The 12329-nt window shown below is 66.9% G+C and carries 14 protein-coding genes; 6 read left to right on the top strand and 8 right to left on the bottom strand.

The window, feature by feature from the left end; all coding sequences use genetic code 11:
• Positions 1-2: 2 nt before the first annotated feature.
• Genes CXR42_RS14145 through CXR42_RS14125 form a run of 5 tightly spaced genes read right to left on the bottom strand, consistent with a single transcriptional unit; the run spans position 3 to position 3895 of the window.
• Positions 3-1286, bottom strand: a complete 1284-nt coding sequence (locus tag CXR42_RS14145; protein WP_103258192.1) for a hemolysin family protein — start codon at positions 1284-1286, stop codon at positions 3-5.
• 51 nt (positions 1287-1337) lie between these two features.
• Positions 1338-2177: an ATP-binding protein gene (locus tag CXR42_RS14140; RefSeq protein ID WP_245875447.1), complete on the bottom strand. Its 840-nt coding sequence runs from the start codon at positions 2175-2177 to the stop codon at positions 1338-1340.
• Positions 2174-3079, bottom strand: coding sequence for a twin-arginine translocase subunit TatC (gene tatC / locus CXR42_RS14135; RefSeq protein ID WP_103258191.1), 906 nt, complete (start codon positions 3077-3079; stop codon positions 2174-2176). The genes CXR42_RS14140 and tatC overlap by 4 nt, the downstream gene beginning before the upstream one ends.
• A complete protein-coding gene (gene tatB / locus CXR42_RS14130; RefSeq protein WP_103258190.1) occupies positions 3076-3654 on the bottom strand; it encodes a Sec-independent protein translocase protein TatB in 579 nt (192 codons plus the stop codon). Before tatB ends, tatC begins: the two co-directional genes overlap by 4 nt.
• A gap of 28 nt (positions 3655-3682) precedes the next feature.
• Positions 3683-3895, bottom strand: coding sequence for a twin-arginine translocase TatA/TatE family subunit (locus CXR42_RS14125; protein WP_103258189.1), 213 nt, complete (start codon positions 3893-3895; stop codon positions 3683-3685).
• A 171-nt stretch (positions 3896-4066) separates the two neighbouring features.
• Between CXR42_RS14125 and CXR42_RS14120 the strand changes: the two genes are divergently transcribed.
• From CXR42_RS14120 to CXR42_RS14110, 3 genes are all read left to right on the top strand, one after another.
• Entirely contained in the window at positions 4067-4420 is a 354-nt protein-coding gene (locus tag CXR42_RS14120) for a helix-turn-helix transcriptional regulator (RefSeq protein ID WP_103258188.1), read from the top strand.
• Positions 4421-4562: 142 nt separating this feature from the next.
• Entirely contained in the window at positions 4563-4874 is a 312-nt protein-coding gene (locus tag CXR42_RS14115; RefSeq protein WP_103258187.1) for a hypothetical protein, read from the top strand.
• Positions 4875-4895: 21 nt separating this feature from the next.
• The gene (locus CXR42_RS14110; RefSeq protein WP_103258186.1) at positions 4896-5570 is read left to right on the top strand and encodes a helix-turn-helix transcriptional regulator; all 675 of its coding nucleotides are present in this window, start codon (positions 4896-4898) and stop codon (positions 5568-5570) included.
• Between the two features lie 98 nt (positions 5571-5668).
• On the opposite strand, the gene CXR42_RS14105 is transcribed toward CXR42_RS14110, so the two are convergent.
• Positions 5669-6751, bottom strand: a complete 1083-nt coding sequence (locus CXR42_RS14105) for an ABC transporter ATP-binding protein (protein WP_103258185.1) — start codon at positions 6749-6751, stop codon at positions 5669-5671.
• Positions 6752-6918: 167 nt separating this feature from the next.
• On the opposite strand from CXR42_RS14105, the gene CXR42_RS14100 reads away from it, so the two are divergent.
• Positions 6919-7410, top strand: coding sequence for a hypothetical protein (locus CXR42_RS14100; protein ID WP_103258184.1), 492 nt, complete (start codon positions 6919-6921; stop codon positions 7408-7410).
• Here the strand turns inward: CXR42_RS14100 and CXR42_RS14095 are convergent.
• Together CXR42_RS14095 and CXR42_RS14090 are read right to left on the bottom strand one after the other, a co-directional pair.
• Positions 7391-8167, bottom strand: a complete 777-nt coding sequence (locus CXR42_RS14095) for an SDR family oxidoreductase (RefSeq protein WP_103258183.1) — start codon at positions 8165-8167, stop codon at positions 7391-7393. The genes CXR42_RS14100 and CXR42_RS14095 overlap by 20 nt on opposite strands.
• A 202-nt stretch (positions 8168-8369) precedes the next feature.
• Positions 8370-8735 (bottom strand): nuclear transport factor 2 family protein, encoded by a 366-nt coding sequence (locus tag CXR42_RS14090; RefSeq protein WP_103258182.1) that lies wholly within the window; start codon positions 8733-8735, stop codon positions 8370-8372.
• A 108-nt stretch (positions 8736-8843) separates the two neighbouring features.
• Here CXR42_RS14090 and CXR42_RS14085 point away from each other — a divergent pair, with 108 nt between their 5' ends.
• Together CXR42_RS14085 and CXR42_RS14080 are read left to right on the top strand one after the other, a co-directional pair.
• Positions 8844-10439 (top strand): peptide chain release factor 3, encoded by a 1596-nt coding sequence (locus CXR42_RS14085; protein ID WP_103258294.1) that lies wholly within the window; start codon positions 8844-8846, stop codon positions 10437-10439.
• Between the two features lie 129 nt (positions 10440-10568).
• A complete protein-coding gene (locus tag CXR42_RS14080) occupies positions 10569-12239 on the top strand; it encodes a DEAD/DEAH box helicase (protein WP_103258181.1) in 1671 nt (556 codons plus the stop codon).
• Positions 12240-12329: the final 90 nt, after the last annotated feature.

Genomic DNA, 12329 nt, shown 5'->3' with positions numbered 1-12329 from the left:
CGTCAGCCCTGATAGGCGCCGACCCGCGTCACCAGAATCTTGTCGATCCGTCGGCCGTCCAGGTCGATCACCTCGAACCGATAGCCTTCTGTGGTAAAGCTGGCGCCCAGGTCGGGGATCTGGCCGATCTGGTGCAGGACCAACCCCGCGACCGTGTCATATTCCCCCGCCAGGTCATGCGGCAGGCCCAGAAGGTCGCAGAATTCATCTACCGGCATCCAGCCGGCAACCAGATGGCTGCCATCGTCGCGCGCAACCATCGCCGGTTCATCCGCCTCGCTTGCGGCCACCGCCCCGGTGATCGCCTCCAGCACGTCGCCGGTGGTCAGGATGCCCTCGAAATGGCCGTATTCATCGTAGACCAGCGCGAAGCGATGTTCGGACCGTTGCAGGATCTCCAGCACATCCAGCGCCTCGGCCCGGTCCGAGACCACGGGCACCTCGCGCACCAGCGCCTTCAGCGACAGCGTCTCGCGGCGCGAGACGACCTGGAACGCCTCGGTCAGCAGGACGATCCCCACCACCTCGCCCTCGGCATTGGCGACGGGCATCCGGGGGCGGGCGATCTTGCGGATCGCCGCCACGGCTTCGGCCCCGGTGGCGTCCAGGGGCAGCATCTCGACCTCGTGCCGGGGGGTCATCAGCGCCCGCGCCGTGCGGTCCGACAGGCGCATGACGCCGGTGATCATCTCGCGCTCTTCCGCCTCCAGCACGCCGCCCTCATGCGCTTCGGCCAGAAGGACATGGACCTCTTCCTCGGTCACCCGGTTTTCGCTTTCCCCGCTTTGGCCCAGCAGCCAGAGCAGCGCCCTCCCCGACTTGTCCAGCAGCCAGACCAGGGGCGCGCCGATCACCGACAGGAAGGTCATTGCCGGGGCCATGCGAATCGCGATGCCTTCGGGGTTGCGCAAGGCGATCTGCTTCGGCACCAACTCGCCCACGATCAGGCTGACATAGGTGATCCCGACGACCACGCCGCCTACTCCCAGGGTCGCGGCCCAGTCGGCGGGCACGCCCTGCGCCACCAGCCAGCCCTGCAGGCGCAGGCCCAGCGTCGCCCCGGACAAGGCCCCGGACAACACGCCGACGGCGGTGATGCCGATCTGCACCGTGGACAGGAACCGCCCCGGATTTTCGGCCAGCCGAAGCGCCATCCGCGCGCCGCGGCTTTTCGCCTCCAACGTCTTCAGCCGGCCCGGGCGGGCGCTGACGATGGCAAGTTCGGACATCGCAAGGACGCCGTTCAGCACGATAAGGGCCAGAATGACCAGAAGTTCTGTAACCATGATCCTATCCGCGTAAGGCCGGTGACCGCCGCAGGCAAGTGCCAAGACCAATCACAGGCGGATCCGCACCCCTTCGCGGGCGGCAAGGTCGCAGAAGAACTGCCAGGCCACCCGGCCCGAGCGACCGCCCCGCGTCGCCTGCCATTCGATCGCCTCGGCATGCAGCCGGTCGTCGGGCACTGCGACCCCATGCGCCACGCAATAGCCGCGGATCATCTCCAGATACTCGTCCTGCGTGCAGGGATGGAACCCCAGCCACAGCCCGAAGCGGTCGGAGAGCGAGACCTTCTCCTCCACCGCCTCGCCCGGATTGATCGCGGTCGAGCGTTCGTTCTCGATCATGTCGCGCGGCATCAGGTGGCGGCGGTTCGAGGTCGCGTAGAACAGCACGTTCTCGGGCCGCCCCTCGATCCCGCCATCCAGAACCGCCTTCAGCGACTTGTAATGCTGGTCGTCATGGCTGAACGACAGGTCGTCGCAGAACAGAACGAAGCGGTACGGCGCCGCGCGCAGATGCGTCAGCAGCCGCTGGACCGAGGGCAGATCCTCGCGGCTCAGCTCCACGATCTTCAGGTCGTGCCCCTCGGCCCGGACGGCGGCATGCACCGCCTTGACCAGGGAGGACTTGCCCATCCCCCGCGCGCCCCAAAGCAGCGCATTGTTCGCAGGCAAGCCGGCCGCGAAATGCCGGGTGTTCTCCAGCAGCGTATCGCGCGACCGGTTCACGCCCACCAGCAGCGACAGGTCCACCCGGCTGACCTGGGCCACCGGCTCCAGCCGGTCGGGCGCGGTGTGCCAGACGAAAGCCTCGGCCTGGAAATCGGGAGCGGGCATCGGCGCGGGGGCCAGACGCTCCAGCGCCGCGGCGATGCGGTCCAAGGGATCGGTCACTTCTCGCCCGCCCCTTCGCCGTCGGTCTCCTCGTCCCACAGCCCCTCGGCCTTCAACTCGGCCTCGCGCCGCTTTTCGATGCGGCGGATCAGGAAGATCGACACCTCATACAGCGGGTAGACCGCAACGAAGAGGATCAGCTGGCTCATCACATCCGGCGGGGTGACCAGTGCCGCCACCAGCAGGATCAGGACGATCGCATATTTCCGCATCCCCGCCAGCCCGGTCGAGGTCGCCAGCCCCGCCTTGCCCATCAGGGTCAAAAGGACCGGCAACTGGAAGCACAGCCCGAAGGCCAGGATCAGCTTCAGGCTGATGTCCAGCGTCTCGTTCACCTTGCCCTGAAAGACGATGTCGATCCCCTGATCCACGACCGGCGCGGTGGCGTCCGGCACGGCACCAGTGCCATCGGCCAGACCCGGAATCAGCGCCGTGACGACCGAGAAGGCATCGGCAAAGCCCAGGAAGAACGTCATCGCGATCGGCGTGACGACGTAATGCGCAAAGGCGGCGCCAACCAGAAACAACACCGGCGAGGCGATCAGGAAGGGCAGAAACGCCTGCTTTTCATTGCGATAGAGACCCGGCGCCACGAACCGCCACAGCTGATAGGCGATGACCGGAAAACTGACCATCAGCCCGGCCACGACCGAGATATGGACCAGGGTGAAGAAGTACTCTTGCGGCGCGGTGTACTGCATCACCGGGTTCGGATCGCCCAGATCGCGCATCGCGCGCTCGATCGGCTGCAGCATGAAATTCAGGATCGGCTCGGCCACCACGAAGCACAGGATCATCGCCACCATGAAGGCAGAGACGGCCCAGATCAGGCGGTTGCGCAACTCGATCAGATGCTCGACCAGCGGGGCCGAGCTGTCGTCGATGTCATTCTTGGCGGTCATTCCTCGTCACCCGTCGCGACCGTGCGCTTGCGCAGCCGGCCCCCGCGCACCACTTGCGGCGCCTCGGTCACTGCTGGGGCGGCGGCTGGCGCCGTGCGCACCTCGCGCAGGCTGGCCGCCACTTCGGCCGAGGCCGCCTTCTTCGCCGCGACTTCCGCCGCCAGCGCCGCCGTCGCCGATCCTGCCGGGGCAGCGGCAGCGGCAGCCGCCGCCGGCGCCGTGGCCGCCGCAGCCGCGACCGGGGTCACCGGCGGCATCGGCGGCGGGGTCAGCGGCTTGGCCGCCGGGGTCGTGCCCTTCAGCGGGTCCCATTTTTCGAACCGGTCGGCGGCGGATTTCACCGCATCCAGCCCCATCGCCTTGGGCGACGTCACCTTGCGCAGGTCATCGGCCACGTCCTTGACGCCCGATTCCTTGGCCGCGGATTCCATCGCCCGGCTGAACTCACGCCCCATGGAGCGCACCTTCGCGGTAAAGCGCCCCAGCTCACGGAACATGCCGGGCAGGTCTTTCGGGCCGATGACAATCAGCGCGACGACCCCCACGATCAGAAGTTCGGACCAGCTGAGATCCATCTTGCGTTCCCCGACCGGCGCCTGTCGTTCAGACCTTGTCCTTTTCGGCCGGCGTCACATCCTTGGCCTCGGCGGCCTTCTGGGCCTCGATCTCGGCGTTGCCATCGCCGACGCCCTTCTTGAAAGCGGTGATGCCCTTGCCGACTTCACCCATCAGGCTGGACACCTTGCCCTTGCCGAACAGGACCAGGACCACGACCGCGATCAGCAGAAGGCCCGGCAGACCGATGTTGTTGAACATGGCGAATTCTCCGATTCTCGCGCCCCGACGGCGCCCTTGGTGCTTGACTGCCCCTCAGATACGCCCCCGACCCCACCTGTTCCAAGGGCCAAGCGACTTGGCAAGGACAGTCAACTGACAGTATTTTGTCAGTAAGGCGGCAAGACTGCCCACCCAGCGCCCGGAGTGCCGATGAAACGCGACGCCCGCCTTTACGACATCGTCCAGGTCCTGCGCGACGGGCGGCTGCACACGGCATCGGAACTGGCCCAGCGGCTGGGGGTCTCGACCCGGACGATCTGGCGCGACATGGAGATGCTGGCCGCAACCGGCCTGCCCGTCACGGGGGAACGCGGCCTGGGCTATATCCTCCGCGCGCCGCTGATGCTGCCGCCGACAATGCTGACGCCCGAAGAGCTGGAAGCGCTGGTCGAGGGGCTGCGTCACGTGGGCCAGGAGGGGAACCCACGGGCCAAGGCGGCGCGGAGCCTGCTGTACAAGGTCGCAACCCTGCTGCCGCAATCGGGCATCGAGACTGAGGGGTAATCCAGGCGCCCCCAAAATCCTTGAGGAAGGATTTTGACAAATTTCTTACTCAAGAAATTTGCCCCCGGCCGCGCCGTTGCTGACAGACCCTTGTCAGTTGCCCCCTGCCATACCCGTCGCATCGCAACCAAAGGAGTTCCCGATGGCCCCCGAAACGACGGTAATCGAATACGTCACCTTCACCCTGGTCCCCGATACGCCCGAGGCTGCCTTCCTGTCCGCCGCCCACGGGACCGAGGCCCTGGTCCGCCGCCAGCCCGGCTTTCTCTCGCGCCGGTTGTCGCAGGGGCCGGACGGCCGCTGGACCGACGCCGTGACCTGGGCCAGCCTGGCACAGGCCGAAGCTGCGGCGCAAAGCGTGATGGCGGACCCGGACTTCCATCCCTTCATGGCACTGATCGACGGGCCGTCCGCCACAATGCGCCATGAAACCCTGGCCTTGACGCTGGACTGACCCCCGGCCCACCCTGCCGCCATGCGCCGCACCGACCGCCTGTTCGAACTGATCCAGATCCTGCGCGACGGACGGCTGCACACCGCGCGCGACATGGCCGCACGGCTGGAGGTCTCGACCCGCACCCTTTGGCGCGACATGGCAACGCTCATCGCCTCGGGCCTGCCGGTCGAGGGCGAGCGCGGGGTGGGCTACATCCTGCGCGAACCCGTGACCCTGCCACCCCTCACGCTGACCCCGGACGAGGTGCAGGCCCTGACGCTGGGGCTGCAACTGGTGACCCGGGGGGCCGACCCTTCGCTGACGCGGGCGGCAGACAGCTTGCTGGGCAAGATCACCGCCGTCCTGCCCGCCCGCCTGCTGGACGGAATCGGGCAGGACACCTGGGTCTTTCCCGGTGCCGAAGCGCTGGCCGCCGCCCGACACCTGCCTGCCTTGCGCCGCGCGATCCGGCTGCGCGAACGTGTGGTCATCGCCTATGCCGACAGTGCGGGCGTCCCTTCGGAACGGCCAATCCGCCCCCTCCTGCTGGAGTTCTGGGGCCGCGTCTGGACGCTGGCCAGCTGGTGCGAGACGCGGGGCAATTTCCGCAGCTTCCGCGTGGACCGGATCGACAGCCTGCACCCGACAGGCGAGAGCTTTCCCGAAGTGCCAGGAACGACGCTCGCCGACTGGCGCCGCCTGCACGGCAGCTGAGTCGCCCCCTTGGTCAACGGCCCGCAGGCCAGACAGGAAGCACACAGATGGCAGCAGATCTTTCTGCAACAGGATCAGCAGCTTAACGCTGCGTGCGCCTAGACCCCGAACACAAAGCAGCGCTCGCGCCGGATCATCAGCCACAGGACAGTCCCCGGCTTCGGCAGGAACACCCCCGGCACGCTGGCCGTCAGCTTGGCCCCCTCGAAATCCATCGCGAAGTCCACCAGGCTTTCGCGCCCCAGATAGCGGCTGCGCAGGACCGTGCCACGGGCGGGAGTGCCATCTTCCGGGGTCGGATTCGGGCCGCGGCCGCCACGGTCGAAGTCGATCCGCAGGTGCTGCGGGCGGATCACGATTTCCACCTCGCCACCATCGGCATGGCCGGGGGTCAGGAAGGCTCCGAACGGCGTCTCGGTCAGCGCGCCCTTCGACACACCGCGGATCACATTGATATCGCTGAAGAACGCCGCCGCCGCCTTGTCCACCGGCGCGTTATAGACGTTGTAGGGCGCGCCCTTCTGCACGATGCGGCCCGCGCGCATCAGCGCGATCTCGTCGGCCATCCGCATCGCCTCGTCGGGTTCGTGGGTCACCAACAGGACCGCCGCGCCCTCTTCCTTCAACAGTTCCAGCGTCCGGTCGCGGATGCCGTCGCGCAAGCGGTTGTCGAGACCCGAGAACGGCTCGTCCATCAGCATGACCCGGGGCCGCGGCGCCAGCGCCCGGGCAAGGGCGACACGCTGCTGCTCGCCCCCGGAAAGCTGATGCGGGTGCTTGGCGCCAAAACCGGAAAGGTCCACTTTCTCAAGCAGTTCCCCCACGCGCCGTGCCTTTTCCGCCCGGTCCACCCGCAGGCCGAAGCCGACGTTCTCGGCCACCGTCAGATGCGGAAACAGCGCGAAATCCTGGAACATCAGGCCGACCGATCGCGCCTCGGGCGGGACATGCACGCCACCGCCCGCCACCTGGCGACCGTCGATCCGCACCTCGCCCTGATCGGCACGCTCCACCCCTGCGATGATCCGCAACGTGGTCGACTTGCCGCAGCCCGAGGGGCCCAGAAGGCAAGTCACCTGCCCCGCCGCCACCGAAAGCGAGACATCGTCCACCACCCGCCGCCCGCCGAACGCGCGGCTCAGATGATGGACCTCAAGACGAAGGGGGGCGCTGTCGGGCATGCCGTCCTAGTGAATTGCTCAGGTTTCTCTAGCAGCGCCCCGCCGGACGGGCAACCGTCAGCCCGACGGCGGCCGGACGCAAAATTGGCGCAAACTGTCCACGTTTTGCACAGAATGCGCCGCTATGGCGGGACTGTTATTGAAACCTGGACAGGAAGGTCCCGGCCATGCTGTTTCGCCCGCTCGCGCTTCTGTGCGCCGTTGCCATTCTTGCCGGGCTTTTCCTGCCCTGGGTCGCCACTCCGATCGGCAGCAACCTGACCCCCTGGGATGTCCTGCCCGCCTTCGACCGCGACACGGTCGAGACCTATCTGCGCGAGGCCCCGAACGAGGTGCGGCTGTTCCTGTTCAGTTTCGTCTTGGCCGGCCTGTTCCTTCTCGCCGCGCTTGTCGGGCTAGAGCGGCGCTGGCTGGCCTTCCTGACCGGCCTGTGTCCGGTGGCGCTGGCCGGCATCCTGGTCTGGCGCGCGCGCGAAACCCTGGGCCTGGCCGAGCCGCAATGGACGGCGGAAGAGGCGAACCGCCTCTTCACTCTGGCCTCGGACGTGTTGGGGCCGGGCGGCTGGGCCTGGATCGGCGGGGGCCTTCTGATGCTGCTTCTGGGCATCTTCGACCCCGGCCGCCCGAAGCCGCGGCCGATCACAACGTCGCGTTGGTAGCCCCGCCGTCCAGAAGCACGTTCTGCCCGACGATAAAGCCCGCGTGCTGCGAACACAGGAACGCGCAGGCCGCGCCGAATTCGGCCGCCGTGCCATAGCGCCCCGCCGGGATCGTGGCGGCGCGCTCCTCTATCGCCTGCTCCATCGTGATCCCGCGCGCCTTGACCACCGCCGAATCCAGCGCAATCGCCCGATCCGTCGCATGGATGCCGGGCAGAAGATTGTTGATCGTGACCCCCTTGCCCGCCACCTGCCGCGAGGTGCCGGCGACGAACCCCGTCAACCCCGCCCGGGCCGAGTTCGACAGGCCCAGCACCGGCACCGGCGACTTGACCGAGACGCTGGTGATGTTGACCACCCGCCCCCAGCCCTGCGCCATCATTCCCGGCAAGACGGCCTGCATCAGCGCAATCGGCGTCAGCATGTTGGCATCCAGCGCCTTGATGAAATCCTCGCGGCCCCAATCGGACCACAGACCAGGCGGCGGGCCACCCGCGTTGGTCACCAGAATGTCGAACGGCCCCTCTGCCAACACCGCCGCGCGCCCCGCCTCGGTCGTGATGTCTGCCGCCACGGTCGTCACACTCACCTGATGCCGCGCCCGGATCTCGGCCGCCGCCGCCTCCAGCGCCTCGGCACCGCGGGCGTTCATCACCAGGTCCACGCCGACTTCGGCCAAAGCCTCGGCGCAGCCCCGCCCCAATCCCTTGGACGAGGCACAGACCAGCGCCCGCTTTCCCCTGATCCCCAGATCCATTCGCAAACCCTCCTGCTTCTGGCCCAAGCCTAGCAGGCGACCCGGCCAGGACAAGGACCTGCAAGCCTTTCACATTTGCCCAAATATCCTCCGGGGGTTTGGGGGTGGAAAACCCCCAACTCCGAGGAGAAGGGCGCAAGCCCGCCGACGAGACAAAGACTTGCGCGCAAGCGCTCCTTTTGAAACCCGGCCGAAGCCGGGCTCAGCCGCCGAAGAAGAACTCCTCCCGCATGATCTTGCCGTCCTTGACGTGATAGACACCGACCTCGCGGTCCTTGCGCCGTTCGCCCGACGCCTTGTGCACCGTCTCCATGTCGAAGATCACGGCAAAGCGGTCGTCGCCATGCAGAAACGGCCCCTCCACCACCAGCGCCGGCACGTCGAAGTTGGCATCCCACCAGTCATGCTTGCCGTGGATACCCGCCAGTCCAACAGTCTCGCGCCCCGTTCCCGTGTCCGTCGGCTCGACCGAAACTGCGTCCGGGGCATAAAGCTTGTCCAGGTTCTCCCGCGTCCGGTCCTCGCGGCAGCCTGCAACCAGCGCCTCTGCAATCTCTTTCAGGGTCATGTCATCCTCCAATGTTCGATCATTGTTCTCACCTTGCGCTGCGGACTGCGGTCGCACAAGCCCCCGTGCCCGTTGCGGCCAAACCCCGCCCGCGCTATGGGGATGCCCATGTCGAACCGTGCCCCCCTTCCGCCCGAAATTGCCCGCCGCCGGACCTTCGCGATCATCGCGCACCCCGATGCGGGGAAAACCACGCTGACCGAAAAGTTCCTGCTGTTCGGGGGCGCGATCCAGATGGCCGGCCAGGTCCGCGCCAAGGGCGAGGCGCGGCGCACGCGGTCGGACTTCCTGAAGCTGGAGCAGGACCGGGGCATCTCGGTTTCCGCCTCGGCCATGTCCTTCGACTTCCGGCAGTACCGCTTCAACCTGGTCGACACGCCCGGCCACAGCGATTTTTCCGAGGATACCTACCGCACCCTGACCGCCGTCGATGCCGCGATCATGGTGATCGACGGGGCCAAGGGCGTCGAATCCCAGACCCGCAAGCTGTTCGAGGTCTGCCGGATGCGCGACCTGCCGATCCTGACCTTCTGCAACAAGATGGACCGCGAAAGCCGCGACACCTTTTCCATCATCGACGAGATCCAGGAGAACCTGGCGATTGACGTCACTCCGGCAAGCTGGCCCATCGGCGTCGGGCGCGATTTCGTGGGCGCCTACGACCTGCTGCATGACCGGCTGGAGATCATGGACCGCGCAGACCGCAACAAGGTGGCGGAATCGATCCAGATCAGCGGCGTCGACGACCCCAAACTTGCCGAACACATCCCCGCCGACCTTCTGGCCAAGTTCCATGAGGAACTGGAAATGGCGCGCGAGCTGCTGCCCGCTTTCGACCGCGCCTCCTTTCTGAACGGTTCGATGACGCCGATCTGGTTTGGCAGCGCCATCAACTCTTTCGGCGTGAAGGAACTGATGGACGGCATCGGCGAATTCGGGCCCGAACCCCAGCCGCAGAAGGCAGCCGAACGCCAGGTCAGCGCGGATGAAAGCCCGGTCACCGGCTTTGTGTTCAAGGTCCAGGCCAACATGGACCCCAAGCACCGCGACCGGGTGGCCTTTGTTCGCCTTGCCTCGGGCCATTTCGAACGCGGCATGAAACTGCATCACGTCCGCACCAAGAAACCGATGTCGATCACCAACCCGGTCCTGTTCCTTGCCGCCGACCGCGAGCTGGCCGAGGAAGCCTGGGCCGGCGACATCATCGGCATCCCGAACCACGGCCAGCTTCGCATCGGCGACGCGCTGACCGAAGGCGAGACGCTGCGCTTCACCGGCATCCCCTCTTTCGCGCCGGAACTCCTCCAATCCATCCGCGCGCTGGACCCGATGAAGGCCAAGCATCTGGAAAAGGCCCTGACCCAATTCGCCGAGGAAGGCGCCGCCAAGGTGTTCAAGCCGATGATCGGCAGTGGCTACATCGTCGGCGTCGTCGGCGCCCTGCAATTCGACGTTCTGGCCAGCCGGATCGAGCAGGAGTATTCCCTCCCCGTCCGTTTCGAGGGGTCGAACTTCACCTCGGCCCGCTGGATTTCCGGCGACAAGGCCGAGATCGAAAAGCTGGTGAACGTCAACAAGGGCCACATCGCGCATGACAGCGACGGGGACCTGGTGTTCCTGACCCGCCTGCAATGGGACATCGACCGCGTGGTGCGCGACTATCCCGGCGTGAAGCTGACCGCGACCAAGGAGATGATGGTCTAGCGCGTTCTTGACCCCGTCCGCCATTTGCGTTATGCGCGAAGCGCGGCCAAACGGGGCCGAGACGCCGGGGCGCCCGGAAACTTGCGTCCCATCATTCATGCGGTCCGATACCGCATCCATAGGACGCTAATGACCAAATTCTCCGACCTCGCGCTGGACCCGCGCGTGCTGCAGGCCGTCACTGAAGCCGGCTACGAAACCCCCACCCCGATCCAGGCCCAGGCCATCCCCGAGGCGCTAAAAGGCCGCGATGTCCTTGGCATCGCCCAGACCGGCACCGGCAAGACCGCCAGCTTCACGCTGCCGATGATCACGCTTCTGGGCCAGGGCCGCGCCCGCGCCCGGATGCCGCGCAGCCTGGTGCTGGCGCCGACGCGCGAACTTGCCGCCCAGGTGGCCGAGAACTTCGACATCTACGCCAAGCACACCAAACTGACGAAGGCGCTGCTGATCGGCGGCGTGGCCTTTGGCGAACAGGACAAGCTGATCGACCGTGGCGTCGACGTGCTGATCGCCACCCCCGGCCGCCTGCTCGACCATTTCGAGCGTGGCAAGCTTCTTCTGACCGGCGTGCAGATCATGGTGGTCGATGAGGCCGACCGGATGCTCGACATGGGCTTCATCCCGGATATCGAGCGGATCTTCCAGCTGACCCCCTTCACCCGCCAGACCATGTTCTACAGCGCCACCATGGCGCCCGAGATCGAGCGGATCACCAGCACCTTCCTGACCAACCCGGCCCGGATCGAGGTTGCCCGCCAGGCCACCGCCTCGCTGACGATCACGCAAAGCCTGATCGAGGTGAAGCCGATCCGCAAGGACCGCAACTTTGCCGACAAGCGCGCCGTCCTGCGCGCCCTGATCCGCGCCGAGGGCGAGGCTTGCACCAACGCCATCATCTTCTGCAACCGCAAGATGGACGTGGACGTGGTGGCCAAATCGCTGAAAGCGCATGGCTTCAACGCGGCCCCCATCCACGGCGACCTGGAACAGTCGACGCGGATGAAGACGCTGGACGCCTTCCGTGACGGCACGCTGCATCTCCTGGTCGCCTCGGACGTGGCGGCGCGCGGACTGGACATTCCGGCGGTCAGCCATGTGTTCAACTTCGACGTGCCCAGCCACCCCGAGGATTATGTCCACCGCATCGGCCGCACCGGCCGCGCTGGTCGTCTGGGCAAGGCGCTGACCATCTCGGTGCCATCGGATGAGAAGTATCTCAAGGCGATCGAAAGCCTGATCAAGACCGAAATCCCGCGCGGCGACCTGCCCGAAGGGTTCGAGCCTTCGACCGCCGAAAGCCGCCCCGACCGCCCGCGTGAGGACCGCAAGCCCCGCGAACGCAGCGGCCGCAGCCGTGAGCGGGATCGCCCGGTGAAACCGCATGACGAGGTTGCGGCGATGGAGCCGTTGGTGGCCGCCCCGAAGGCCGAACCCGCGGTCGTGTCCGAAGAACCCGCACGCGAACCGCGCCGCGAAGCACGGCCCGACAGGTCCGAGCGGAGTGAGCGCAGCGACCGGGGCGAACGCCGCCGGGACGACCGGGGCGAGGGTCGCCGCGATGACCGCAGCGAGGGTCGGGCCGAGCGGACCGAAGCCCGGACCGAAACGCGGAGCGACCGGGGCGACAGCCGCCGCGAGCCGCGCGATGACCGGCGCGACCAGCGCCGCGACCGCGATCTGGGGCCGGCAGTGATCGGCATGGGCGACCATGTTCCCGATTTCATCCTGCGCAGCTTCGCGCTGAAGTCCGCGCCGACCGCCGACACCGAAGAGACCGCGACCGGCACCGAAGGCTAAGGCCCAAAAGACTACGCCCCGGACCGGGTCCGGGGCGCTGGTCTGTTAGGAACAGAATGACGAGGGTCCCGGATGTTCTCCGGGACCTTT

Source organism: Tabrizicola aquatica, from assembly GCF_002900975.1.
GTDB lineage: Bacteria > Pseudomonadota > Alphaproteobacteria > Rhodobacterales > Rhodobacteraceae > Tabrizicola > Tabrizicola aquatica.
The sequence above is the reverse complement of the archived record's forward strand: the minus strand, read 5'-3'. Positions and strand labels throughout refer to the sequence as shown.